This window comes from Polaribacter sp. KT25b, from assembly GCF_900105145.1.
GTDB lineage: Bacteria > Bacteroidota > Bacteroidia > Flavobacteriales > Flavobacteriaceae > Polaribacter.
In genome coordinates, this window is sequence record NZ_LT629752.1 from 1,632,269 (window position 1) to 1,658,301 (window position 26,033).

Below are 26,033 nucleotides of genomic sequence, written 5' to 3' on the forward strand. Positions count from 1 at the left end.
GCTTTTATCAATTCGCCTTTAGCAGTTTGCTAAAAGCCAAAAGCCAAAAGCCAAAAGCCAAAAGCCAAAAGCTAAAAAAAATGAGAATAATACCAGCCATAGATATTATAGACGGAAAATGTGTTCGTTTAACAAAAGGAGATTACGATACTAAGAAAATTTATAACGTAAATCCGTTAGAAGTTGCTAAAGAATTCGAAGCTGCCGGAATCGAGTATTTACATGTTGTAGATTTAGATGGAGCAAAAGCTAGCGAGATTATCAATTATAAAGTATTAGAACAAATTGCTTCTAAAACAAATTTAAAAATTGATTTTGGTGGCGGATTAAAGTCTGATAATGATTTAGAAATTGCTTTTAATTCTGGAGCTAATCAAATTACCGGAGGAAGTATTGCTGTAAAAAATCCAAAAATTTTTGAAAATTGGATTGCTAAATATGGTTCAGAAAAAATTATCTTAGGGGCTGATTTTTATCCTGATAATAATGGTGGAAAAATAGCAACAAATGGTTGGCAAGAAGAAAGTTCTTTAGAATTAATTCCGTTTATTGCAGATTATCAGCAAAAAGGAATTCAGTATGTAATTTGTACAGATATTTCTAAAGACGGTATGTTACAAGGACCAAGTTTTGATATTTACAATCAAATTTTATCAGATGTAAAATCTTTAAAACTAATTGCTTCAGGAGGAATTTCAGCTTTTGATGAAATCCCAAAATTAGCAGAAAATGGTTGTGAAGGTGTAATTATAGGAAAAGCGATTTATGAGAATAAAATCAGTTTAAAACAGTTGGAGCAATTTATATTAACAAAATAAAGGTCATTACGAGGAAGAATGACGAAGTAATCTCCTGAATAATTGACAGATTGCTTCATTACATTCGCAATGACGAATAACGTATATGTTAACAAAAAGAATAATACCTTGTTTAGATATTAAAAACGGAAGAACTGTAAAAGGTGTTAATTTCGTAAATTTAATTGATGCAGGAGATCCTGTGGTTTTAGCAAAACAATATGCAGAATTAGGTGCAGATGAATTGGTTTTTTTAGATATTTCTGCAACGTTAGAAGGTAGAAAAACCATGATAGAAATGGTGCACCAAGTTGCAGAACAAGTTAATATACCATTTACAGTTGGTGGCGGAATTTCATCCGTAGATAATGTAAATGAGTTGTTAAAATGGGGTGCAGATAAAGTTTCAATCAATTCATCTGCAGTAAAAAGACCAGATTTAGTAAACGAATTGGCAGAAAAATTCGGAAGTCAGTGTGTTGTTGTTGCAATTGATGCAAAACAAATTGATAGAGAATGGTTTGTGCATTTGGCTGGAGGAACGATTCCTACAGATATTAAATTATTTGAATGGGCAAAAGAAGTTGAAGAACGTGGAGCAGGTGAAATTTTGTTTACTTCTATGAATCATGATGGCACAAAAGCAGGTTTTGCAAACGAAGCTTTGGCACATTTATCAGAAATTTTAAATATACCAATTATCGCTTCTGGAGGTGCAGGAACAATTCAGCATTTTGCAGATACGTTTACAAAAGGAAAAGCAGATGCAGCTTTAGCAGCAAGTGTTTTTCACTTTGGAGAAATCCCTATTTTAGAATTAAAACAAGAGTTGAAAAAACAACATATACCAGTTAGAATATAAAAAATAGTTTTTGGTTTATAGTTATTGGACCAAAAACGAAGAACCAACAACGAAAATTATGAATATAGATTTCAATAAAAATAACGACGGATTAGTACCAGCAATCATTCAAGATGCAACAACAAAAAATGTTTTGATGTTGGGTTATATGAATGAAGAAGCGTTCAAAAAAACACAAGAAACTAAATTAGTTACTTTCTTTTCTAGAACTAAAAATCGTTTATGGACTAAAGGTGAGGAAAGTGGAAATGTGTTAAATTTAATAGATATTAAACTAGATTGTGATAATGACACTTTGTTGGTTTCTGTAAATCCAAATGGACCAACTTGCCATAAAGGAACAGATACGTGTTGGGGAGAAGTTAACAAACAAAACTATGGTTTCTTTTCTACATTAGAAGATGTAATTACAGAAAGAGTTGCAAACAAGGATACTAAGAAATCTTATGTAGCAAGTTTATTTGCTAAAGGAATTAATAAAGTTGCGCAGAAAGTAGGAGAGGAAGCTGTAGAAACGGTTATTGAGGCAATGGATAATAATGATGAACTTTTCTTGTACGAATCTGCTGATTTAATGTTCCATTATTTGATGTTATTACAAGCAAAAGGTTTTACTTTAAAAGATATTGAAGCAGAATTAAAAGGAAGACATAAATAATTTTAGTTGATACTTAAAAATTAAAAACCCTCACAATTTATACTGTGAGGGTTTTTAATTTTTTAAGAAAGTTTAATAATCTTTCATTAAAATTACTTTAAAATTAGGGTAGTTTTCTTTAAACTCTTTTTCTAAACCAATTATATGAGCTGCACCAATAATAACAATATTTCTGTCTTTTTTTGATTTGATTACTTCTTTTGAAATATTTTTTGCAATTCTCATATTTCTTTCATCAAAATATTTTCTGCCTTCTTTACAGCCTTTAGTATCTTTTACAACATAAGAAAATGAAGCCATGTCATGTAATTGTTGTAATGATTTTCTTTTATTAGTGTGTTTACCTAAACCTCTAAAAATTGCAGGAAAAATAGCATTGTTATAATTCTTTTTGTACAATTTAGAATTTGCAGAGTTATTCCCATTTTTAACACCTTCTTTACTACATTTATTCCAAGCATTATGATATTCTTTATTGGTTTGTTGATCATCAATATTAATTACTTTTTTATGATTCATAAATAAGGCTAACTTATAGGTTAAATCTCCGTCTTCATGTCTTGTAGGTTTTTTTGCGCCATTTACACCATATTTTTTTAGGTAAGAATACAATTCATAATTACCATTATCTCGTTTGTAAATAAAAGATTTTATTAAATAATCTAAATCATTATTCGTCATTTTAGAGAAATCTTTGTTAATTGTTGCGTTAAATTTCGAATCATTATAATCGAAATTCTTTTGTAAAGAATCTGATAATTTGTAAAATTTTTGATATCCTTTAGACCAACCATTTTTTAAATATTGCCAAGAAATAGAATCATTTGCCATTGGCGATTCTACATAAATAGCTTCTGGTTTGTATTTTTTTGCAAACTTCAACATTGGTTTGTAGCTGTTTTTTACAATTTTAGGAACTGTATGCATTGTGCCAATAATTACAATTTCTTGTGGTTTGTTTTGTGCTGATAAAGTAAAGACTGATACTAATAATACTGTTAAAAATTTGATTAGATTCTTCATAATAATAGATTTTGTGGTTAAACTTTCTGAGACAAAACTAGAAAGTAAATCAGAATAAAATCAATATTAATAAGTGTTTGGGGCGAAATACACCTATTCTGTGGTAGAATTTAAAATGGTTTTTACATTATTTTGATAGGTTCTAGAAACTGGTACTTCTACGTGGTGAAATAAAAGAACAAAGAGTTTACTTTTTTCAGTTTTCCATTGTAAAAAGTGATAAGGGTTGATTAAATAAGAACGATGTGTTCTTAATAATTCTGGAAATTCATCAGCAATAACAGATAATTTATTTCTGATTAAGTTTTTCTTTAATTCATTTCCTGATAGATAAAATACTTCGATATAATTATCTGAAGATTGTATACAAATAATATCATTAAAAAATAATCGTAGACCTTCATAATTGCCTTCTCCTTTAATTTCAATTTTTTTAGCTTTAGTTTGTTTATTATGATATTTGCCTAAAGCAAATCGCCCAAAAATTATAATGGGTAAAATAGTTGTAAAGGCCGGAAATAAAACCGTTTTTAAATAATACCATAAAGTATATGGATTTGGTTCACCAAGAACAATTACATATAAATAAAATGCTCTTGCTATTATTGTACTTATTAAAATGAATATCAAAAAGAATAATATTTCAGATTTTACAAACCAATTTTTGTTGTTTTTCTGATATATAAAATGCTGAATTGGTAAAAATAATGAGTAGCAAAAAGCACCTAATAAACCATATAAAGGTAAATAGATTAGTTTTTCTGATTCATTAAATTCAGAAACATCTAAAGGGTTTGTAAAATAAAGGAAAACAAAAATCCATAGAGCTAAACCAAAAGCAATAATTAAATGATGTTTTACTAAAGGATCAAAAGGATATTTTTTATTCAATTGTTTTTATTAAAGTAAATAATTTCAAATATAAAACATTTATAATTTTTATAATAAAAAGAAAATATAAACAGTAAGTTTGTTCTTTAAAAAGAAATATTTGAAAAACTCTAAAGCGTTAGTTGTTATAGCCTTTGTAGCCATTTATGTTATTTGGGGGTCTACCTATCTATTTAATAAAATTGCAGTTACCGAATTACCTCCATTTTTTTTGGCCTCCATTCGTTTTTTAACGGCTGGATTTTTAATTATGCTTATTGCTAAATCACTTAAAAAATCTTTAATAATTACTAAAAAACAATTGTTAAATACTGTTATATCTGGTTTTTTATTTTTGGTTTATGGAAATGGGGTTTTTGTTTGGGCTTTAAAATATGTAGATTCTGGATTTGCTGCACTTTTAGCAGCAACACAGCCACTTTTTGTGTTGTTGCTAATGCGATTAATAGATCAGAAGAAAATGCAAAAAAAATCTGTTATTGGTATTGTATTAGGTTTTTTTGGTATGTATTTATTGGTAAGTCAATCAGAAATTACTATTTCTGAAGAAAGTCTTTTAGGTATTTTTATGATGTTTTCTTGTGTTTTAAGTTGGAGTTATGGAAGCGTTTTTGTGTCAAAAGCAGATTTGCCAAAAAACTTTTTTGTAAGTACAGGTTATCAGATGATTATGGCTGGATTTTTATTAATAATTGCCAGTTTAGGGTTTGATGAAGAATGGATTAAACCAACACTTTGGAGTTTTAAAGTTCAAGCTTCTTTGCTTTTTTTGATTGTTTTTGGTGGTATTTTTGCCTTTACATCTTTCAATTATTTACTAAAAATTGTATCACCAGAGAAAGTGTCAACTTCAGCATATGTAAATCCTGTAATAGCGCTGTTTTTAGGATGGTATTTTTTAGATGAAGAATTTACAACCCAATCTATTGTAGCTTCTGTAGTGTTATTAACTGGTGTTTATTTTATTACTTCAAGAAAAAGACAATAGAAATAATAAAGGTGTTTAGTAAATATTCTCTAACAATTTAAATTAACTCTTTTAAAAATACAATGCACTTATAGTTTTCTTCTATAAATCTAACACATTATTTTTTAAGTATAGTATAATGTTTTTATAATTAATTTAAAAACATCTAATGATAGATGGTATTAGTTACTTTATTATAGTAAATTTAATGGATAAAACTAGCTAAATAAGTTTCCTTTTAAAAGTTGAATTATATATTTAAAAAAATGAGTGCCAATTTTTACGATAAGTGTAAAAAATGAATTATCATAAAACTATTTATATAAAAATCATTATATATTTTAAAAATAATTATTATTTTAACAGAAGTATTTTATATTTACTAAAATTTAAAATTTGAAAGACACTAATAAACTACCGCTATTTTCTACCTATGAGTTTAACCCTAAACTATACGACGAGTTATTTAGTCAAAATAATGAGGTAAGAGAAATTTATAAAACTCTTTATGATTTATTTAGTAGTTATTCTGTAGAAGAATATGATCGTTTAAATGCACAAGCAAAAGCATCATTTTTTAACTTAGGAATTACTTTTCAAGTGTATGGTGAAAAAGAAGTAAAAGAACAGATTTTTCCTTTTGATTTATTTCCAAGAATTATAAATAATAAAGAATGGAGAACTATAGAAAAAGGAGTTTTACAAAGAAGTAAAGCATTAAATCTTTTTCTTTGGGATTTATATCACGATCAAAAAATAATTAAACAAGGTATTGTTCCTGCAGATTTAATTAAATCATCTGTTAATTTTTTACCACAAATGGTTGGTGTAAATCCTCCTGAAGGAATTTATAATCATATTTCTGGTACAGATTTAATAAAACATTCTGATGGTAATTATTATGTTTTAGAAGATAATATTAGATGTCCTTCTGGTGTAAGTTATGTTGTTGGAAACAGAAATGCTGTAAAACACACACTTTTTGGTGTTTTTAATCAATATAATGCACATACAGTTGTAGACTATGGCTCTAAATTATTAGAAACTATGGAGTCTGTAAAACCAAAAGGTGTAGATGCACCAGTTTGTGTTATTATAACTCCCGGAGTTTATAATTCTGCTTATTATGAGCATTCTTTTTTAGCAAAACAAATGGGTGTTGTTTTGGTAGAAGGAAGAGATCTTTTTGTAGAAAACGATTTTGTGTATATGAGAACCATTTATGGTCCAGAAAAAGTAGACGTAATTTATAGAAGAGTAGATGATTTATTTATAGATCCTTTAGTATTTAAAAAAGATTCTATGTTAGGAGTTCCTGGTTTATTTGCTGCATATACTAAAGGAAATGTTACTTTGATAAATGCTCCCGGAACTGGTGTTGCAGATGACAAAGCGGTTTATACATATATGCCACAAATTATTAAGTATTATTTAGATGAAGAACCTATTTTAAATAATGTACATACTTATCATTGTAGCAGAAAAGATGATTTAAAATATGTATTAGAAAATATAGATAAATTAGTTATAAAACCCGTTGATGAATCTGGTGGATATGGAATTTCTATAGGTAATAAACTTACAAAAGAAGAAATTGAAACTGTTAAAAAAACAATTTTAGAAGAACCAAGAAAATATATTGCACAACCTATTTTGTCTTTATCTACACATCCAACTTATATAGAAGAAAATGAATCTTTTGAGTCTAGGCACGTAGATTTAAGAACGTTTACTTTATTAGGAAAAGATATAGACTTTGTATTAAAAGGAGGTCTTACGAGAGTTGCACTTAAAAAAGGAAATTTAATAGTAAATTCATCACAAGGTGGAGGCTCAAAAGATACTTGGGTTTTAAAAAAATAAAATTATATGTTAGCAAGAGTAGCCAATAATCTTTTTTGGATGGGAAGATATATAGAACGCACAGAACATTTAGCCCGTTTTTTAAGCGTTAATTACTTTACATCTTTAGATGCACCAGACGAATTATCTAGATCTAGACAATTTGTTTTAAGATCTACAATGTATATGTCTGCCAATGAAATCATGGATTCTGATATGATTTTAGATGAAGAAGAGGTTTTATATAATGTGGGGTTAAACCCAGATAAACCGTATTCAATTTTAAATGCATTTACAAATGCACACGAAAACGCAAGGAGTTCTAGAGATTTAATTTCTACAGAGTTATTTGAATGTATTAATAAAATTAGCCATACAATTAAAGGATATCCGGCTGATAAATTTGTAAAAAGTGGTTTACATGATTTTACATCTTTAGCAATACAATCTGCATCCGAAGTTAGAAGTAAAATTGAAAGTACACTTTTACATGATGAAGTTTATGCAATTATTATGCTAGGGGTTTATATTGAAAGAGCTTTACAAGTTTCTAGAATTATAAATTCTAAATTAAGTGATGCAGCCGCTGCAAAAGTTATTCATGGCGATGAAATTGATGGAAGTTACCAATGGGCAACATTATTAAAATGTGTTTCTACTTATGATATGATGCGTAGATCTTACAAAAAAACTCCGGTAAGAACATCAACTTTAGAGTTTTTAATACTAAGTTCAAAATGTCCAAGATCTATAAAAAACTGTTTAATTCAAATTGATAAATACATTAATATTATTTCTATTAATAAATATGTTGAAAATGATTCCGCAGCATTTTTAATTGGTAAAATGAAAGCAGAATTTGATTATAAACTAATAGAGGATATCGATGAAAGTTTAGAGGTTTTTACGGGCGATTTAATTGATCATCTAATATTAATTGCAGATAAACTAGAAAGTAATTATTTTAATATTTCTGATGTTGTAGCATCTACAAAACAATTGCAAAAACAAGTACAAAGATAAAATTATAGAAAATATATATTGTGCATTTTGAAAATTAATTCAAAATGCACATTTTTTTTATCTTAGATTAAGTTTGACTTTGTGATTGACCTGAATTTTGAGTTTGATATGATTTTGCTGGTCTTAAATCTACAGCAACATCCATTTCACTTTTTCCAGTACTATAAATAACACCTTTTAAAGGTGGTACATCATAATAATCTCTACCATAAGCAACAACAATGTGTTGATTTTTAGGAATTTGATTATTTGTTGGGTCGAAATCTATCCAACCATAAGTTGGAATAAATACAGAAAACCAAGCATGAGAAGCATCAGTTCCTATTAACTTTTCTTTTCCTGGAGGTGGCAATGTTTCTATATATCCACTTACATATCTAGCAGGTAATCCCATAGATCTAACACAAGCAATTGCTATTTGCGCAAAATCTTGACAAACTCCTTTTTTCTCTTTCAGTACTTCTTTTAACGGAGTAGCAATGGTTGTAAATTCTGGATCAAAATCAAAATCAGTAAAAATACGTTCCATTAATTCGTGAGAAGCTTCAAATAGAGATCTTTCTGGTTTAAAAGATTTTGCGGCATATTCTTTAATATCTTCACTAAAATCAGAAATTAAAGGAGAAAACAATACAAATTGTCTGGCTTCTATAGTTTCTGTATTAACTTCTTTTAAAAGTTGTAAAGCTTTTTCTATAGTTATTTTTTTTCCTTCTAAAGCATTATCATTTTCTATTTGCAAATTATAATCTCTTGAAACTTTACTTCTTGCAATTACAATAAGTTCTTTATGATTTTGCTGAATTGAAAAACGAGTAACTGTGTTTCCAAAAAAATCGAGTCTTTCAGAAATATCAGTAGGAGTAGGGCTAATTTCTAATTTGTATTCTAAAAGCTCTTGACCTTTAAAACTTCTAGGTTTTAAGGTTGTAATGTTATGACAAAATGAAGCTCCATTTTCATAACTATATTTTGTTTTATGCCAAAGATCAAAAATCATATTAATTAGAAATTTTTCTATCCACCAACTGCTTTTGTTGTTGAGAATGGTTAAAATATGTATCTGAAATAGATAAAGAAGTTGTGTGCAATAAATCACTTAAATCAGACAGTAAAGTGTCTAGTTTTTTGCGCATATTAGAATTTGTATCAATTTCTAACATTTCTTCAATATTTAAACTTTGTATTTTTAAAAGAACTGCCTCTATGTTTTCTTGACATTGAGTTAATTCCGTTTTAGAATTTGTGTTTGGTAATTTATAGATATCTTTTTTAATTCTTTTAATTTGATACATTAAAGATCTCGAATATTCTGTATCTAAAAGTAATAATTTAATTACATTTTTTATACTTAAATAAGAACTATAACTGTATCTGTAAATATTTAAACTTTCATGACTTGTTAAAAGTGATTCTAAAATTTCGTACTCTAATTCTTCATCATAATTTACAATAATTAGCGATCTAAATTTCTCTATAGTCATAGAAGCTTGTTCTATTTGTAAACCAAGAAAATAGAGTAACAATCCATGTCTTACCAAAATACTTTCTTCGGTAAGTGCCATAAAAGCAATTAATCTGGTAATCATTTTATCAAAGAAAACCGATAAAGAATTCATAGAATAATTCTTTTCTTCTTTTACTTTTTTTAGTTGTTTTTGAATTCCATCAAAAACGCGCCACATATCTCTAGACCATAAATTTCTTAATGAATAATAAGAGAAATTAAAGCTTTGTAAAGATTGTGCAAAACTTCCTATTTTTTGTTCATCTAAAGCAACTGCTATAATTTCTTTTAAAGGATTTTTTAAAGCTTCTTCTTCGTTTTCACCTGTAAAACCAGGAAATGTAGAAGTTATATTTGTAATTGATTGAAATAGTATTTTTAAACTTTCAGATTCAGATTTTCTGTCTGTATTATATTGTACATGTGTCATTTGGTTTAAAACCATTCGTAAATATCTTGCAGTAAATAAGGTTCTACCTAAATATCTACCAGACCAAAATAAATTTTCTGCTGTATAACTTGGCACATCATTTATACTTAATGATTGATTAGTATTCATTTTATTCCAAGAATAATTTTGTAAATAATTTTGACTATCATCACTAATAACCCAAAGATCTTTACTTGTTCCGCCTCGTTGATTTGAAACAAATAATTCTTCGCGTTCTGCTGCAACCCTAACTAAACCACCAGGCATTACACTATAAGTATCTTTCTTAGCAATAGAAAAAGAGCGACATAAAATTTTACGTGGTTCTAGTTGTTCGTTCACAAAGTTAGGTGCAGTAGAAAAAGATATTTTTTCTTGAGCAACAAAATTAGTTGGGTTTTCTAAAATTTCATCAGTTAATTCTTTAAGCTCTTCTTTATTTAAAAATTCACAGAAATAGATACTTTCTCTATGAGATCTATCAATTCTTTTTACAACATAAGATGCTAAATTTTCTAACACATGTTTTCTCTCTTTTTCTTGTCCACACCACCAAGAAGCAATTTGAGGTAAAATTAATTTTTCGTTTAAAAAATACTTACAAATATTTTCCATAAACGGAATTAACGCAGGGTTTTCTAAAACACCACTTCCTATAGGGTTTACAATAGCTACATTTTGTAAGCGAACTGCTTCTAATAAACCAGCAACTCCCAAATATGAATCTTCTCTTAACTCTAAAGGATCCATAAAACTATCATCTACACGTCTTAAAATAACGTCAACTTGCTTTAATCCTTTTAAAGACTTTAACCAAACTTTACCATGTCTTACTACTAAATCATTTCCTTTAACTAAAGGATATCCTAAAAATGATGACAAATAAGAATGCTCAAAATAGGTTTCATTTAAAGGTCCAGGAGTTAAAATAACAACCTTAGGATTTTCTACATTCGATGGCGCAACATTTAATAATAATTGATTAAAATCATTAAAAAAAGTAGAAGGTTGTTTTACGTTTATATTTTCAAATATTTCTGGAATAGTTTTACTGATAGAAAATCTGTTTTCTAACGCATAACCCATTCCAGAAGGCGCTTGTGTTCTGTCGTTTACAACCCACATTCTACCATCTGGACCTCTAGCCAAATCTACGGCATGAATTAAAAGTTGTTTTTCTGTTTTATATTCTATTTGATCGCAAGAACGCAAAAAACCACGATGTGCATAAATTACTTCTGGCGGAATAATTCCGTTTTTAAGTAACTCACGTTTACCATATAAATCTTTTAAAATAAGATTTAAAATTTCTGATCTTTGTTGAATTCCTTTCTCAACTAAATTCCATTCTTTTTGATGAATTAAAAAAGGTACAACATTTAAAGACCAAGGTCTATTTAATCCTTTAGGATCATTGTAAACATTATATGTAACACCATTTTCTGCTAAAAGCCAATTAATGTCAGCTTGTTTAGAAGCTAGTTTTTTAGGACCAATTTTTAATAAATTATCTAACAATTCATTCCAATCAGATTTAATATCCATCTTGGATGTTAATAATTCATCATATTTACTTTTATTTTTAAAGTAATCATGAATCATTGACTTTGTATCTATCTCCATAAAATGTAGGATGTTTAGTCCTTATTTTTTTCTTAAATCTAAGGTGTAAGGAAATTCAAAATTAACTGGTAATTCCTTAAATTTAAATCGTTTAGAACTGGTATTTTCTTCTACAGTTCTGTTGGTGCTTTCTGTATTTGGGTTTATGTTTTCTACAGGGTCTATTTCTCCTTGTGTATGTCCAAATTCCCAGAAACGATTAATTCTTCTTGATTCTGCTTCATAGCTATTAACAGGATATTCTTCATAACTTCTTCCTCCTGGATGTGCTACAAAATAAGTACAACCTCCAATTGATCGTTTATTCCAGGTATCAACAATATCAAAAACAAGTGGCGTATCAACAGGAATTGTTGGATGTAAAGCAGAATACGGATCCCAAGCTTTATATCTAACACCTGCAACATATTGTCCTTTTACTCCGGTACTTTTTAATTGTACTTTTACGCCATTACAACTTAATACAAAACGATCTTCATTAAAATCGGTAACTTTTACTTGTAATCTTTCTAAAGAAGAATCAACATATCTAGCAGTTCCTCCACCAGTCATTTCTTCTCCTAAAACATTCCAAGGCTCTATGCCAGCTCTTAATTCTAAATGAATATTATTAATTTCTACCATTCCGTGAAGCGGAAATCTAAACTCAAAAAATGGATTAAACCAATCTTCTTTAAATGCATAACCAGCTCTATTTAGTTGCTCTACAATATCTTTAATATCTTCTCTTACATAATGTTCAATTAAAAATTTATCATGTAATTCTGTTCCCCATCTTACTAAATTATGTTCGTAAGGTTTTTTCCAGAACCAAGCTACTAAAGTTCTAACCAATAACATTTGCACTAAACTCATCTGTGGATGAGGAGGCATGTCAAAACCACGTAATTCTAAAATTCCTAATCTTCCGGTAGAAGAATCTGGAGAATATAATTTATCAATACAAAATTCTGCTCTGTGTGTATTACCAGTTAAATCGGTTAATAAATGTCTAAACAATCTATCTGTTAACCAAAAAGGAACTTCTTCACCTTTAGGAATTTGACTAAAAGCAATTTCTAATTCGTATAAATTTTCTAAACGAGCTTCATCAATTCTTGGCGCTTGACTTGTTGGCCCAACAAACGAACCCGAAAATAAATAGGTTAATCCGGGGTGATGTTGCCAAAAAGTTAATAAACTTCTTAGTAAACTTGGTTTACGTAAAAGTGGGCTATCTTTAGGACTTGTACCTCCTAAAGTAACGTGATTTCCTCCACCAGTTCCTGTATGTTTACCATCTAACATAAACTTCTCTGTACCTAAACGAGATAGTTTTGCCTGCTCATAAAAGGTAAAAGTGTTTTTACATAAATCTTCCCAGTTTGTAACAGGATGCACATTTACTTCAATTACACCAGGATCTGGAGTAATTTTAAGTGATTCTAATCTGTTATCTTTTGGTGGGTCATAACCTTCCATAATAACAGGAATATTTAATTCTCTTGCTGTAAGTTCTATTGCAGCAATTAAATCTAAAAATGTTTCTGCTGATTCTAATGGTGGTAAAAATAAATATAATTTATCTTCTCTAATTTCTGCACAAATTGCCGTACGTACAAAATAATTTGGCATATTATGCTCCAATCCGTGATCTAGAAACTGTTGATGTCTTTCTTTAACAATGTTTTTAAAGCTAGGCAAACGTTTCTTTTTAGAGAACATATCTGGCTCATAAACAGGAAATATTTCATGCTCTGGTTTAGACATCAAAGAGTTTAATGGTAATCTTAATCCCATTGGTGAATTTCCTGCCGTTAAAAATATATGTTGTCTTCTAAAAGTCCATTCACTGGTAAACCATTTTCCTTCAGTTTTATTTAAAGGAAGAAGATATCCAACAGGATTTGAAGTTCCATTTTCATAAATATCATGTAATTTTTTACGAGCTAAAGAACTGTCTTTATCCGTTTCTGGATTAATATCTATAGGTAAATTTCCTTGTTCCCATAAATAATAAAAAGGATCTTCAAAAGCAGGCATAATATGTTCTGTAGAAACTCTTAAATATTTAGAAAGAGTTTCTAAAAAAAGCTTGTCTGTATTTTGTGGAACAAAAGTATTTTCTGCATAAGAAGATAAATATTTTCTGTCATACCAAATAGGTCTTCCATCTTTACGCCAACAAATTTCTATCTGCCATCTAGGTAAAGGTTCTCCAGGATACCATTTTCCTTGCGCATGATGTAAAACTGCTCCATTACCAAATTTATCGTATAATCGCTTTGCTAAATCAGCTCCTAATTTTCTTTTATGAGGTCCATCTGCAGCTGTATTCCATTCTGGAGATTCTAAATCATCAATAGAAACAAAAGTTGGTTCGCCACCCATTGTTAAACGAACATCACGTTTTTGTAGTTGCTTTTCTACTTTATTTCCTAGTTTATAAATTTCATTCCATTGCTCTTCTACATAAGGTTTTGTAACTCTTGGAGATTCAAAAATTCTGGTTACTTTATTTTCAAAGAAAAACTCAGTTTCACATTTATCTGTCATTCCAGATACTGGTGCTGCACTTTCAAAAGAAGGCGTACAAGCTAACGGAATATGACCTTCACCAGCTAAAAGGCCTGATGTTGCATCAAAACCAATCCAACCTGCACCTGGCAAATAAACTTCTGCCCAAGCATGTAAATCTGTAAAATCTTCTTCTGGACCAGAAGGACCGTCTAATGATTTTTCATCAGATTTTAATTGCACTAAATATCCAGAGACAAAACGAGCACCAAATCCTAAATGACGCAAAGTTTGCACAAATAACCAAGCATAATCTCTACAAGAGCCATTTTTTTGACTTAGCGTTTCTTCACAGGTTTGTACACCTGGATCCATTCTAATATTATAATTTAAAAACTCATAAATTTTCTGATTGATGTCAATTAAAAAATAAATAGTTTTTCTAGGTGTATAATCTAAAGTCTTTAAAAAAGCTTCTAATAACTTACCTTTATCTGTAATTTCTAAATAAGGTTGAAGCTCTTTCTTTGTTGTTTCTGTATATTTAAAAGGATATTCTTCTGCATATTCTTCAATAAAGAAATCAAAAGGATTTATGGTTTTTAAATCTGCAATAATCTCAACATCAATAGACATTTCATCAGTTTTATCAGGAAAAACTAATCTTGCCACATAGTTACCAAATGGATCTTGTTGCCAGTTAAAAAACTGATTTTCTGGAGTAATCTTTATAGAGTAAGATTCTATTGGTGTACGTGAATGTGGTGCAGGTCTTAATCTAAAAATATGAGGAGATAAAGATACTTTACGATCATATTTATAGGTAGTTTTGTGCGATATTACAATTTTTAAAGCCATATATTATTGTGTTGTTTTGCAATTTGCAAAGTAAGTTTTTGATTTTTTTGTGAATAAAATCAAATTTTAAAAATGCCGACAAATTTAGTTAAATTATATGCTAAATTCATGTATAAAATTGATAAAAAATGATTTATGAGACTCTTATCAAATATTTATTATATTGTTTGAAACAAATAAAATAAATAATTTTTAATTTTTATAAATTTACTAATAATTTAATGAAAAATATTTGTTATTTAGAATATAATTTAATGCTTTATTGTAGAATAGATAATAATTTTAGGAGTATTGTGTTAAATCAATAAATACCTAATTAAAAAGATGTAAGCTCAACCTAAAAAAGAACTTATCAGACATTATTAAAAATATATAAGAAATTACCATTCAACTATAATAAAAAGCAATTGATATTATTATAATGCTTATTTGTCTAATTCTTTTAATTTAAGGTAATAGAATCTCTAAATTTATAGTGTAAAAATTAAATTATCATGAATCAGACACACTTAACAAACAATCAAATTACAGTTTTAAAAGCTTTAGAAAATCAACACTTAACTAGTTTTCAAATTTTACAAAAAGTTGAAAATATTTCTTTAATATTAGTGCTATATAATGTTATGGACGAACTTGAAGATATGGGTATTTTAAAAAGTTACACAAAAAAGAAAAAGAAATTCCATTATACTTGTTAAGGTTTTCTAATTTTTAGATTAAATATACACGTTGTAATTTTACTTTTAAAAGTATAATTACAACGTTTTTTATTTTATAATTATTTTTTTTGAGGCTAGTAAATTGTGCTTTAGTGACTGCTTTTAATGACGGTAATGATAGAGTTGCTTTAAATATTATAGTTGATTGTTTTCCTAAAAGAGAAATTTTAGGTATAAATATATCGATTTAATTTGGGGCTTTGGAACTTTACATTGTTTAAGTAAGTAAATACCGGTTTAAATTTTATGTAAAAAAAGAAAATAACTTTAATTAAAGTACGGTGCCATTTCTGAAAAGAAATGGCATTTTTTTATGTAAAAAAAACTATAAAAAAGTATCGTTTGTAAAATTGAATTCTGTAAAAACTGTCTTACTATTTTACTTTATAAAAAACTAACTTTTAATGGATTTTATTTCCTTTAATTAAAATAAACAAGAATGTAAAAGTGTTTTTTTATTGTTTAAGTATTTGATTTGCTGGTTTTTATGATAGCTAAATCGTTTTAGTAGTTTAAATAATTATATGACATTCATCATATCTTTAAAATATGATTTCTTTTAATTTTGTTACCCAACATTATCATATTAGAAAAATAACAATAAAATTTATATAAATAATTATGAATATTTCACATATTGAACATTTAGGCATAGCAGTTGAAAACTTAGAAGAATCCATAAAATATTATGAAGAAGTTTTAGGGTTAAAATGTTATTCTGTTGAAGAAGTTGCAGATCAAAAAGTAAAAACTGCTTTTTTTATGGTTGGTAGCACAAAAATTGAATTATTAGAAAGTACTTATCCAGATGGACCTATTGGTAAATTTATTGCCAAAAAAGGACAAGGAATTCACCACATTGCATTTGCAGTAGATAGTGCAACAAAAGCTTTAAAACAGGCAGAAGAAAGAGGTGTTACTTTAATTGATAAGGTTTCTAGAAAAGGGGCAGAAGGTTTAAATATTGGCTTTCTACATCCAAAATCAACATTAGGTGTTCTTACAGAACTTTGTTCAAAACAAGAATAATTTAAAATAATAGCATACATAAGCAAATATATAAATTTATGGCAAATCAAGATAAAATTAACGAACTCATCGAGAAAAGAGCGCAAGCTAAGATGGGGGGAGGAGAAAAACGTATCGATTCTCAGCACGCTAAAGGGAAATTAACAGCACGAGAACGTATAGATATTCTTTTAGACGAAGATAGTTTTGAGGAATTTGACATGTTTGTAACACATAGAACAAAGTCTTTTGGATTAGATAAACAAGTTTACCTTTCTGATGGAGTTGTTACTGGACACGGAACTATAGACGGAAGAATTGTGTATGTATTTGCACAAGATTTTACAGTATTTGGTGGTTCATTGTCTGAGACATATGCATTAAAAATATGTAAGATAATGGATATGGCAATGAAAATTGGTGTTCCAGTTATCGGATTAAATGATTCTGGAGGAGCACGTATTCAAGAAGGAGTGAGATCTTTAGCGGGTTATGCGGAGATATTTCAACGTAATATTATGGCTTCTGGTGTAATTCCTCAGATTTCATCAATTTTAGGACCTTGTGCTGGAGGAGCAGTTTATTCGCCTGCATTAACAGATTTTACAATTATGACAGACCAAACAAGTTATATGTTTGTAACAGGTCCTAAAGTAGTACAATCTGTAACTGGTGAAGTTGTAACAACAGAACAATTAGGAGGAGCTAATATTCACTCAACAAAATCTGGTGTTTCGCATTTCTTAGCAGAAAATGATGAAGAAAACTTACTTTTAGTTAGAAAATTAATAAGTTACTTACCTTCAAACAATTTAGAAGAACCACCAACAATTTCTACTTCTGATCCTATTGATCGTTTAGATGATATTTTAAATGAAATTATTCCAGAAAACCCTAATCAACCTTATGATATTGTTGATGTTATTTCAACAATTGTAGATAATGCAGAATTTACAGAAGTTCATAGAAATTATGCAAGAAACATTGTTGTTGGTTTTGCTCGTTTTAATGGTCGTTCTGTTGGTATTGTTGCCAATCAGCCAAAATATTATGCTGGTGTTTTAGATAGTGAAGCATCAAGAAAAGCAGCAAGATTTGTACGTTTTTGTGATGCATTCAACATTCCAATTGTAACTTTAGTTGATGTACCTGGTTTCTTACCTGGAACAGGACAAGAATATGCTGGTATTATTTTACACGGTGCTAAATTATTATTTGCTTATGGTGAAGCTACAGTGCCTAAAGTAACTATTACATTACGTAAATCTTACGGAGGTGCACATGATGTGATGAGTTGTAAACAATTACGAGGGGATTTAAATTATGCTTGGCCAACTGCAGAAATTGCAGTTATGGGAGCTAAAGGTGCAGTTGAGGTTTTAGAAGGTTCTAATATTAGAAAAATTGAAGGAGCAGAAGAAAAACAAGATTACATCGATAAAAAAGAAGAAGAATATACAACTAAATTTGCTAACCCTTATGTGGCTGCAAAATATGGTTTTATTGATGATGTAATCGAGCCTAGAAATACACGTTTTAGAATTATTAGAGGCTTAGAGTTATTATCAAATAAAAAAGAAGTAAATCCACCTAAAAAACACTCAAATATTCCATTATAATGATACATACAATGCTAGCAATAGATCAAATTAGCGAAGGATACGTTATTTTGTTAACAGGTTTAATTATCGTTTTTAGTGCATTACTTACCTTATCTCTTTTCTTTAAGTTTGGATTACCAGTAATGCTTTATGTCTATAAAATAATTACAAAAGGATCAGATAAAAAAATTAAAGATATTTCTGTAAAAAATGATGAAAAATTTACAGGAGAAATTGCAGCAGCAATTTCTGTAGCAGTACACTTATATCTTCATGAACAACATGACAATGAAAATGCTGTGTTAACTATTAAGCAAGCGAGAAAATTATATTCTCCTTGGAGTTCTAAAATTTACGGTATACAAAATAGACTTTAAACTTATTAAGGATTATTTGTGAGTATTTATTTTTTAAAAAAGCCTCACAATAACAAAATATAAAATATGAAAAATTTTAAATTTAAAATAAACGAAAATAGTTACAGCGTAAAGATAGTTTCGCATGAATCTGATACTATTGATATTGAAGTAAATGGTACCTCTTATGCTGTAAAAATGAAAGAAGAAATTAAGAAGGCTAAAACTCCTACATTAGTTAGATCTGCTTCTAAAAGACCAGCCGAGCCTTTAAAAGTTAGCCCTAGTTCTTCTTCTAGTTCATCAAACATTAAAGTTATTGCACCAATTCCAGGTACTGTTTTATCTATAGATGTAAAAGTTGGAGATGAAGTTAAATTAGGAGATAGATTACTTGTTTTAGAAGCAATGAAAATGGAAAACAATATTGCATCTGAAAAAGCAGGTACTGTAAAAGCTGTTCATGTTAATGTAGGGCAACAAGTTTTACAAAGTGAACTATTGATAGAGTTAGGTTAATATTTAAAAGCTATTGTTTAAAACAAAGGCTTGTAAAAATAAAAAAAATGAAGAAATTATTATTAATATTTGGAGTACTGTCTCTCTTAATTTTTATGAGACCTGTATTTGGATTAAATACGGCATCAGCAAATACAGCTACAATCTCATCTATTGTGCAAACTGAAGAGGTAGAGGGTGAAGGTTTTGTACATGAAGCATTTAATGGAATAAAACAATTTTATAACTACACCGGTTTTGCAAATGCAACAAGTGGTAATTTATTAATGATTTTAATCGGTATAATTTTTATTTATTTAGGAATTAAATTCGATTATGAACCACTTTTATTAATTCCTATTGGTACGGGTGTTATATTAGGAAATATTCCTTTTGTAGCTGGAAATCAGACAGGTATTTATGAAGCCGGATCTGTATTAAATTACCTTTATTTTGGGGTAGTCAAAGGTATTTATCCGCCATTAATTTTCTTAGGTATTGGGGCAATGACAGACTTTTCATCTTTAATTGCAAACCCTAAATTAATGCTTTTAGGCGCAGCAGCTCAAATAGGAGTATTTGCAACGTTTTTAGGGGCATTATATTTAGGATTTAGCCTTCCGGAAGCAGGTGCAATAGGTATTATTGGTGGAGCAGATGGTCCAACAGCTATTTTCCTTTCATCAAAATTAGCAAATGGAATAAATATATTACCAGATGGTACAACAGTAAAAAACTTAATTGGTCCAATTGCAATCGCAGCCTATTCTTATATGGCATTAGTTCCTGTAATTCAGCCGCCAATTATGAGATTACTTACATCTAAGAAAGAGCGAATTATTAGAATGAAACCACCAAGAGCGGTTACTCAAAAGGAAAAAATGATTTTTCCAATTGTAGCTTTACTATTAACTACTTTTATTTCTCCTAGTTCTTTACCATTATTAGGTATGTTATTTTTTGGAAACTTATTAAAAGAGTCTGGTAGAACAGAAAGGTTAGCAGATACTGCACGTACTAAATTAATTGATATTGTTACTATTCTTTTAGGTGTAACTGTTGGAGCGTCTACACAAGCAGATATTTTTATTACAAAAGATTCTATGTTGATATTTGGTTTAGGAGCTATCTCTTTTGTGATTGCTACCATAGGGGGGTTATTATTTGCTAAATTTATGAACTTATTCTTAAAAGGAAATGATAAAATAAACCCATTAATTGGTGCAGCTGGTGTATCTGCAGTACCAGATAGTGCAAGAGTAGTACACGCAGAAGGTATAAAAGCCGATCCTCATAATTACTTATTAATGCACGCTATGGCACCAAATGTAGCAGGTGTAATAGGATCTGCTATTGCTGCGGGTATTATATTAAGTTTTTTAGGATAAAAAGAAGCATTTAATTTTTTTAAATGAATAAAATAACAATTTTTAAATTTTGTTAAAATGAAAATACCAAATAAAATGACGGCTCAAGAAGCTGTTAAATTAATCAAATCTAACGATAGAGTTTTAATACAAGGTGGTTCTGCAACACCACAAGCATTAATAAATGCAATGGTAGCAAGAGCGCCAGAGTTAAAAAATGTTGAACTTGTACATTTACATACAGAAGGAGCTTGTGGATATACAGCCCCAGAATTAAGAGAAAGTTTTCATACCAATGCTTTTTTTATTGGTGGAAATATTCGTAAAATGATTGGAGATACAGCAGATTATATTCCAATTTTTTTAAGTGATATTCCTAGTTTATTTCGTGAAGGCTATATGGATTTAGATGTAGTTATGGTAAATGTATCTCCACCAGATAAACATGGTTTTTGTTCTTTAGGAGTTTCCGTTGATATCATTATTTCTGGAATAGAGCAAGGTAAAAAAGTAATTGCGCAAATTAACCCACAAATGCCTCGTACTTTTGGTGATGCACAAATTCATATAAAACATTTTGATGCTTGTGTAGAAATTTCTGAAGAAATATACGAAATGAAATTTGTAGAACCTTCTGAAATTGAAAAAGCAATTGGTAAAAATATTGCAGGAATTATTGATGATGGATCTACTTTACAAATGGGTATTGGTGGTATTCCTAATGCAGTATTAACATTTTTACATAATCATAAAAATTTAGGTGTTCATACAGAAATGTTCTCTGAAGGTGTTGTAGATTTAGTAGAAAAAGGTATTGTTAATGGTTCACAAAAAAAAGTGAATCCTTATAAAATTGTTTCTGGTTTTGCTATGGGAACCAGGCGTTTATATGATTTTATGGATGATAATCCTGAAATTGAAATGTTAGATATAGCGTATGTTAATGATACATCTGTAATTCGTAAAAACCCAAAAGTTACTGCAATTAATTCTGCTATTGAAGTAGATTTAACAGGTCAAATTTGTGCTGATTCCATCGGTACAAGAATGTTCTCTGGTGTTGGTGGTCAAATGGACTTTATGCGTGGTGCAGCTTTATCCGAAGGAGGAAAACCAATTTGTGCTATTACTTCTACAACCGCTAAAGGTGTTTCTAAAATAACGCCTATGTTAAAATTAGGAGCTGGTGTAGTAACAACTCGTGCACATGCTAGGTTTGTTGCTACAGAATATGGTATTGCAGAATTGTTTGGTAAAAATTTAAAACAACGAGCACAAGCTTTAAGAAATGTTGCACATCCAGATCATAGAGAAGAATTAGATAAAGCTATTTTTGAAAGATTTGGAAGTAGTTTAATGACAAAATAAACTTATTGAAGTTAGTATTCTTAAAATTTGTAATTTTAGAATTTTAACTCTTAATATTAAATAAATTTACACATAATGAGCAATAAAAATAAAGCACTTTTTTCTGATTTCCCTCCGGTTTCTACCGAGCAGTGGATGGAAAGAGTGACCGCAGATTTAAAAGGAGCTGATTTTGATAAAAAACTAGTTTGGAACAACCTTACTGGTATCAATTTTCAACCTTGCTATACGATTGAAAATAAAATTACAAAGCTTAAAAATACTGGAGAAAATTCACAATCATTAGTAAATTACCGAAGTATTATAGTTACAACAGCAGAAAATGGAAATCAATTAGCTGTAAAAGCAGTTGAAGAAGGAATTAACGGAATTATTTTTCAATTAAAAGAGAATGTATCTGTTGCATCACTTTTAAGTGGAATTGATTTAAATACTACAACTGTTTCTTTTGAAATAGAAGCTGATGCTGTAGCTTTTACTAAAGATTTAGTTTCTTATGCAAAAGATAGTAATTTAAAAGGGTTTATTAACACAGGAATTATTTCTAACTATTTAACTAGTGGTTCTTTTGATGAAAATCAAGTAGAAGTTACTGCAGAATTGGTTAAATTAACTTCAAGTTTCCCTAACTTTAAAGTAATTACAATTTCAGGAACTGAATATTTAGATTCTGGTGCAAACCAAGTGCAAGAAATTGCATACACATTAAATTCATTAGTTTTCTTAACTGAAAAATTAAAAGAAAAAGGAGTTGAAGTTCAAGCTATTTTTGACAATTTAAATTTTAAACTTGCAATTGGTTTAGAGTATTTTGTTGAAATTGGTAAATTTAGAGCTTTCAATAATTTGTTAGCAGAAGTAGCTGCTAAATACGGGGTTATAGAATTTTCTAATACGATTACTGCAAAAACTTCAATTTGGAGCAAATCTATAACTGATGCAGAAACTAACTTATTACGTTGTACAACAGAAGCAATGTCTGCAATATTAGGTAATGTAGATGGTATTTTAATTGATGCTTACGACAAAGAGTTTAAAAATCCTTCTGATTTTTCAAGCAGAATAGCTGGTAACATTACTACAATTTTAAGAGAAGAATCTTACTTTGGTAAAGTTTCAAATCCTGTTGATGGCTCTTATTATATTGAAGAAGTTAGTTCTAAAATAGCTAACAAAGCGTTAGAATTATTTAAAGCGATTGAAGCTGATGGTGGTTTCTATGCTAATTTTGAAAACGAAACAATTCAAAAACAAATTGCAGAAATCCGTCTTAAAAAATTAAAATTAATTAGTCAACGTAGAACTCCAATGGTAGGTATTAACAAATATCCTAACCTTATGGAATCTGTTGATGCAAATTTACTTTCTAAAGGTGCTTCTGATAATTTAAAAGTATTAACTCCAAGAAGAGCTTCATTAGAAATTGAGGCAATGCGAAGAGTTACCGAAGAATTAGTTGCTGAAACAAATGTACGACCAATTGTACAATTAGCTAGTTATGGTAATTTAAATATGCGTAAAGCAAGAGCAGCTTTTGCATACGATTTTATTGGTGTAAGTGGTTTTGATGTTCATCAAGAAGAAAGTTTCACAAGTGCACAAAATGCTGCTGAAGTAAGTGCAAAATCAGATTCACATATTGTTGTTATTTGTAGTTCAGATCAAGATTATGACGAAACTGCTCTTGACTTTATAAAAGTATTTAGAGCTATAAATACAGATAAAGTATTATTATTAGCCGGTGCTCCAAAAAATATGGACGAACTTACTGAAGCTGGTTTAGATGGTGTTGTAAATATGAGAATAGATGTTCTGGTAACACTTTCTAACATTCAGAAAAAAGTTCAAAAAACCTTAAAATCTTAAGAAGTATGAAACCAGATTTTTCAGATATAAAAATAAATTCAGCTGTTAAGCAAACAGTTGCAACTTCAGAAAATAAAGAAGTTTGGAATACTCCTGAGGGAATCCCTGTAAAAAAACAATTTGTAAAAGAAGATATTTCCGAAGCAGAACATTTAGGTTACGCTGCTGGTGTGCCTCCATTTTTAAGAGGACCATATAGCGCAATGTATGCTATGCGTCCTTGGACAATTAGACAATATGCAGGTTTTTCTACAGCCGAAGAATCAAATGCTTTTTACAGAAGAAATTTAGCGGCAGGTCAAAAAGGACTTTCAGTTGCTTTTGATTTAGCAACGCACCGTGGATACGATTCAGATCACCCACGTGTAACTGGTGATGTTGGTAAAGCCGGTGTTGCCATAGATTCTATTTTAGATATGGAAATTTTGTTCGATCAAATTCCGTTAGATAAAATGTCTGTTTCTATGACAATGAACGGAGCAGTTTTACCAATTATGGCTTTTTATATAGCCGCTGCAAGAAAACAAGGAGTTCCTTTAAATCAACTTTCTGGAACTATTCAGAATGATATTTTAAAGGAGTTTATGGTACGTAATACGTACATTTATCCACCTGCTCCTTCGATGAAAATTATTGGTGATATTTTTGATTACACTACGAAGAATATGCCGAAGTTTAATTCCATTTCTATTTCTGGTTATCACATGCAAGAAGCAGGTGCAACTGCAGATATTGAGTTGGCATATACTTTAGCTGATGGAATGGAATACATTAGAACTGGATTAAAATCAGGTTTAAAAATTGATGAATTTGCGCCTCGTTTATCTTTCTTCTGGGCAGTTGGTATGAATCATTTTATGGAAATTGCAAAAATGCGTGCTGCACGTATGCTTTGGGCAAAAATTATAAAATCTTTCAATCCAAAAAATCCAAAGTCAATGGCATTGCGTACACATAGTCAAACTTCAGGATGGAGTTTAAGTGAGCAAGATCCTTTTAACAACGTAGCTAGAACTTGTATTGAAGCAATGGCTGCTACTTTAGGAGGTACACAATCTTTACATACAAATGCTTTGGATGAAGCAATAGCTTTACCTACAGATTTTTCTGCAAGAATTGCACGTAACACGCAAATTTTTATTCAGGATGAAACTCAGATGACAAAATCTGTTGATCCTTGGGCTGGTTCTTATTATGTGGAGTATTTAACGCAAGAAATTGCGAAAAAAGCTTGGAAACTTATTGAAGAAGTTGAAGAACTAGGAGGAATGGCAAAAGCTATTGAAACTGGAGTTCCTAAATTACGTATTGAAGAAGCTTCTGCACGTAAACAAGCACGTTTAGATTCTGGACAAGATATTTTAGTTGGGGTAAACAAATTCCAAACTGAAGAAAAATCGAATATAGAAATTTTAGAAGTTGATAATACAGTTGTAAGAGATTCTCAAATTGCTCGTTTAAATAAAATGAAAGCTGAACGTGACTCAGATCTTGTTGCTTCTAATTTAAAAGCATTAGAAGATTGCGCTGGAACTGGAAAAGGTAATTTATTAGAATTGGCTGTTGAAGCTGCTGAAAATTTTGCTACATTGGGTGAAATTTCAGATGCTTTAGAAGTTCATTTTGGAAGACATAAAGCTGATACTAAATTAATAAGTGGTGTGTACGGTAAAGAAGTAAATAATGATGATACGTTTGCAAAAGCGCAAAAAATGACTGATAAATTTGCAGAAATAGAAGGTCGTCGTCCAAGAGTAATGATTGCAAAAATGGGTCAAGATGGGCATGATAGAGGTGCAAAAGTGGTTGCATCTAGTTTTGCTGATTTAGGTTTTGATGTAGATATGGGAGGTTTATTTCAAACCCCAGAAGAGGTTGCAAAACAAGCTGTTGAAAATGATGTGCATTTTGTTGGAGCATCTAGTTTGGCTGCTGGTCATAAAACTTTAATTCCGCAATTAATTGGTGAATTAGAGAAATTAGGAAGACCAGATATTATGGTTTTTGCAGGTGGAGTTATACCAGCGCAAGATTACGATTACTTATTTGAAAGAAAAGTAGCTGCTGTATTTGGTCCTGGTACTGTAATTTCAGAATCTGCTATTACAATTATGGAGAAATATTTAGAGCAAGAATAAGTTCTAGTTCTAGATAAAAATAAATAAAAAGTCCAAACATTAATTTGTTTGGGCTTTTTTAATTTTTGTTATTCTTATAGGTTTGTCAAAAAAAGATATCTCCTCGAGTGCAGTCGAGAGGTTTTTAAAGTTTGT

20 protein-coding genes are annotated in these 26,033 nt (G+C 29.5%); 15 read left to right on the plus strand and 5 right to left on the minus strand.

What is annotated here, in order from left to right:
* Positions 1-80 precede the first annotated feature (80 nt).
* From hisA to hisIE, 3 genes are all read left to right on the plus strand, one after another.
* The gene (hisA, locus tag BLT70_RS06950; RefSeq protein ID WP_091897498.1) at positions 81-818 is read left to right on the plus strand and encodes a 1-(5-phosphoribosyl)-5-[(5-phosphoribosylamino)methylideneamino]imidazole-4-carboxamide isomerase; all 738 of its coding nucleotides are present in this window, start codon (positions 81-83) and stop codon (positions 816-818) included.
* A gap of 85 nt (positions 819-903) precedes the next feature.
* Positions 904-1,659, plus strand: coding sequence for an imidazole glycerol phosphate synthase subunit HisF (gene hisF, locus BLT70_RS06955; protein WP_091892947.1), 756 nt, complete (start codon positions 904-906; stop codon positions 1,657-1,659).
* 10 nt (positions 1,660-1,669) lie between these two features.
* The gene (gene hisIE, locus BLT70_RS06960) at positions 1,670-2,317 is read left to right on the plus strand and encodes a bifunctional phosphoribosyl-AMP cyclohydrolase/phosphoribosyl-ATP diphosphatase HisIE (protein ID WP_302847805.1); all 648 of its coding nucleotides are present in this window, start codon (positions 1,670-1,672) and stop codon (positions 2,315-2,317) included.
* A 72-nt stretch (positions 2,318-2,389) separates the two neighbouring features.
* On the opposite strand, the gene BLT70_RS06965 is transcribed toward hisIE, so the two are convergent.
* Together BLT70_RS06965 and BLT70_RS06970 are read right to left on the minus strand one after the other, a co-directional pair.
* Positions 2,390-3,340, minus strand: a complete 951-nt coding sequence (locus BLT70_RS06965) for a DUF5694 domain-containing protein (protein WP_091892949.1) — start codon at positions 3,338-3,340, stop codon at positions 2,390-2,392.
* Positions 3,341-3,433: 93 nt separating this feature from the next.
* Positions 3,434-4,231, minus strand: coding sequence for a LytTR family DNA-binding domain-containing protein (locus BLT70_RS06970; RefSeq protein ID WP_091892951.1), 798 nt, complete (start codon positions 4,229-4,231; stop codon positions 3,434-3,436).
* A 100-nt stretch (positions 4,232-4,331) separates the two neighbouring features.
* Between BLT70_RS06970 and BLT70_RS06975 the strand changes: the two genes are divergently transcribed.
* The 3 genes from BLT70_RS06975 to BLT70_RS06985 all read left to right on the plus strand — a co-directional run bounded on the left by BLT70_RS06975 (position 4,332) and on the right by BLT70_RS06985 (position 8,063).
* Positions 4,332-5,219, plus strand: coding sequence for an EamA family transporter (locus BLT70_RS06975; RefSeq protein ID WP_091892953.1), 888 nt, complete (start codon positions 4,332-4,334; stop codon positions 5,217-5,219).
* Positions 5,220-5,594: 375 nt separating this feature from the next.
* Positions 5,595-7,061, plus strand: a complete 1,467-nt coding sequence (locus BLT70_RS06980) for a circularly permuted type 2 ATP-grasp protein (protein ID WP_091892955.1) — start codon at positions 5,595-5,597, stop codon at positions 7,059-7,061.
* A gap of 6 nt (positions 7,062-7,067) precedes the next feature.
* The gene (locus BLT70_RS06985; protein ID WP_091892957.1) at positions 7,068-8,063 is read left to right on the plus strand and encodes an alpha-E domain-containing protein; all 996 of its coding nucleotides are present in this window, start codon (positions 7,068-7,070) and stop codon (positions 8,061-8,063) included.
* Between the two features lie 67 nt (positions 8,064-8,130).
* Here BLT70_RS06985 and BLT70_RS06990 read toward each other — a convergent pair whose 3' ends face one another.
* Genes BLT70_RS06990 through BLT70_RS07000 form a run of 3 tightly spaced genes read right to left on the minus strand, consistent with a single transcriptional unit; the run spans position 8,131 to position 14,977 of the window.
* Positions 8,131-9,063, minus strand: coding sequence for a transglutaminase family protein (locus BLT70_RS06990; RefSeq protein WP_091892959.1), 933 nt, complete (start codon positions 9,061-9,063; stop codon positions 8,131-8,133).
* Position 9,064: 1 nt separating this feature from the next.
* Positions 9,065-11,623: a circularly permuted type 2 ATP-grasp protein gene (locus BLT70_RS06995; RefSeq protein ID WP_091892961.1), complete on the minus strand. Its 2,559-nt coding sequence runs from the start codon at positions 11,621-11,623 to the stop codon at positions 9,065-9,067.
* A gap of 21 nt (positions 11,624-11,644) precedes the next feature.
* Positions 11,645-14,977: a DUF2126 domain-containing protein gene (locus BLT70_RS07000; protein ID WP_091892963.1), complete on the minus strand. Its 3,333-nt coding sequence runs from the start codon at positions 14,975-14,977 to the stop codon at positions 11,645-11,647.
* A gap of 494 nt (positions 14,978-15,471) precedes the next feature.
* Between BLT70_RS07000 and BLT70_RS07005 the strand changes: the two genes are divergently transcribed.
* From BLT70_RS07005 to scpA, 9 genes are all read left to right on the plus strand, one after another.
* On the plus strand, positions 15,472-15,675 hold the full coding sequence (locus BLT70_RS07005; RefSeq protein ID WP_091892965.1) for a hypothetical protein: 204 nt from the start codon (positions 15,472-15,474) through the stop codon (positions 15,673-15,675).
* A 642-nt stretch (positions 15,676-16,317) separates the two neighbouring features.
* Positions 16,318-16,725: a methylmalonyl-CoA epimerase gene (gene mce, locus BLT70_RS07010; protein WP_091892967.1), complete on the plus strand. Its 408-nt coding sequence runs from the start codon at positions 16,318-16,320 to the stop codon at positions 16,723-16,725.
* A gap of 38 nt (positions 16,726-16,763) precedes the next feature.
* Positions 16,764-18,323, plus strand: a complete 1,560-nt coding sequence (locus BLT70_RS07015; protein ID WP_091892969.1) for an acyl-CoA carboxylase subunit beta — start codon at positions 16,764-16,766, stop codon at positions 18,321-18,323.
* A gap of 11 nt (positions 18,324-18,334) precedes the next feature.
* Positions 18,335-18,682, plus strand: a complete 348-nt coding sequence (locus tag BLT70_RS07020; protein WP_172824398.1) for an OadG family protein — start codon at positions 18,335-18,337, stop codon at positions 18,680-18,682.
* A gap of 66 nt (positions 18,683-18,748) precedes the next feature.
* Entirely contained in the window at positions 18,749-19,180 is a 432-nt protein-coding gene (locus BLT70_RS07025) for a biotin/lipoyl-containing protein (protein ID WP_091892973.1), read from the plus strand.
* A gap of 47 nt (positions 19,181-19,227) precedes the next feature.
* Positions 19,228-20,547, plus strand: a complete 1,320-nt coding sequence (locus tag BLT70_RS07030; protein ID WP_091892975.1) for a sodium ion-translocating decarboxylase subunit beta — start codon at positions 19,228-19,230, stop codon at positions 20,545-20,547.
* A gap of 57 nt (positions 20,548-20,604) precedes the next feature.
* The gene (locus BLT70_RS07035; protein ID WP_091892977.1) at positions 20,605-21,894 is read left to right on the plus strand and encodes an acetyl-CoA hydrolase/transferase family protein; all 1,290 of its coding nucleotides are present in this window, start codon (positions 20,605-20,607) and stop codon (positions 21,892-21,894) included.
* 75 nt (positions 21,895-21,969) lie between these two features.
* Complete coding sequence (locus tag BLT70_RS07040) at positions 21,970-23,760, plus strand: methylmalonyl-CoA mutase family protein (RefSeq protein ID WP_091892979.1); 1,791 nt, start codon at positions 21,970-21,972, stop codon at positions 23,758-23,760.
* 5 nt (positions 23,761-23,765) lie between these two features.
* Entirely contained in the window at positions 23,766-25,898 is a 2,133-nt protein-coding gene (scpA, locus tag BLT70_RS07045; protein WP_091892981.1) for a methylmalonyl-CoA mutase, read from the plus strand.
* Positions 25,899-26,033 lie beyond the last annotated feature (135 nt).

Excerpts from the sequence above, each read along its gene's own strand:
- hisA (WP_091897498.1), top strand. The coding sequence starts at position 81 with ATGAGAATAATACCAGCCATAGATATTATAGACGGAAAATGTGTTCGT.
- BLT70_RS06990 (WP_091892959.1), bottom strand. The coding sequence starts at position 9,063 with ATGATTTTTGATCTTTGGCATAAAACAAAATATAGTTATGAAAATGGA.
- BLT70_RS07040 (WP_091892979.1), top strand. The coding sequence starts at position 21,970 with ATGAGCAATAAAAATAAAGCACTTTTTTCTGATTTCCCTCCGGTTTCT.
- BLT70_RS07030 (WP_091892975.1), top strand. The coding sequence starts at position 19,228 with ATGAAGAAATTATTATTAATATTTGGAGTACTGTCTCTCTTAATTTTT.
- BLT70_RS06995 (WP_091892961.1), bottom strand. The coding sequence starts at position 11,623 with ATGGAGATAGATACAAAGTCAATGATTCATGATTACTTTAAAAATAAA.
- BLT70_RS06985 (WP_091892957.1), top strand. The coding sequence starts at position 7,068 with ATGTTAGCAAGAGTAGCCAATAATCTTTTTTGGATGGGAAGATATATA.
- BLT70_RS07000 (WP_091892963.1), bottom strand. The coding sequence starts at position 14,977 with ATGGCTTTAAAAATTGTAATATCGCACAAAACTACCTATAAATATGAT.
- BLT70_RS07015 (WP_091892969.1), top strand. The coding sequence starts at position 16,764 with ATGGCAAATCAAGATAAAATTAACGAACTCATCGAGAAAAGAGCGCAA.
- BLT70_RS07020 (WP_172824398.1), top strand. The coding sequence starts at position 18,335 with ATGCTAGCAATAGATCAAATTAGCGAAGGATACGTTATTTTGTTAACA.
- BLT70_RS07035 (WP_091892977.1), top strand. The coding sequence starts at position 20,605 with ATGAAAATACCAAATAAAATGACGGCTCAAGAAGCTGTTAAATTAATC.
- mce (WP_091892967.1), top strand. The coding sequence starts at position 16,318 with ATGAATATTTCACATATTGAACATTTAGGCATAGCAGTTGAAAACTTA.
- BLT70_RS07025 (WP_091892973.1), top strand. The coding sequence starts at position 18,749 with ATGAAAAATTTTAAATTTAAAATAAACGAAAATAGTTACAGCGTAAAG.
- hisF (WP_091892947.1), top strand. The coding sequence starts at position 904 with ATGTTAACAAAAAGAATAATACCTTGTTTAGATATTAAAAACGGAAGA.
- BLT70_RS06965 (WP_091892949.1), bottom strand. The coding sequence starts at position 3,340 with ATGAAGAATCTAATCAAATTTTTAACAGTATTATTAGTATCAGTCTTT.
- BLT70_RS07005 (WP_091892965.1), top strand. The coding sequence starts at position 15,472 with ATGAATCAGACACACTTAACAAACAATCAAATTACAGTTTTAAAAGCT.
- scpA (WP_091892981.1), top strand. The coding sequence starts at position 23,766 with ATGAAACCAGATTTTTCAGATATAAAAATAAATTCAGCTGTTAAGCAA.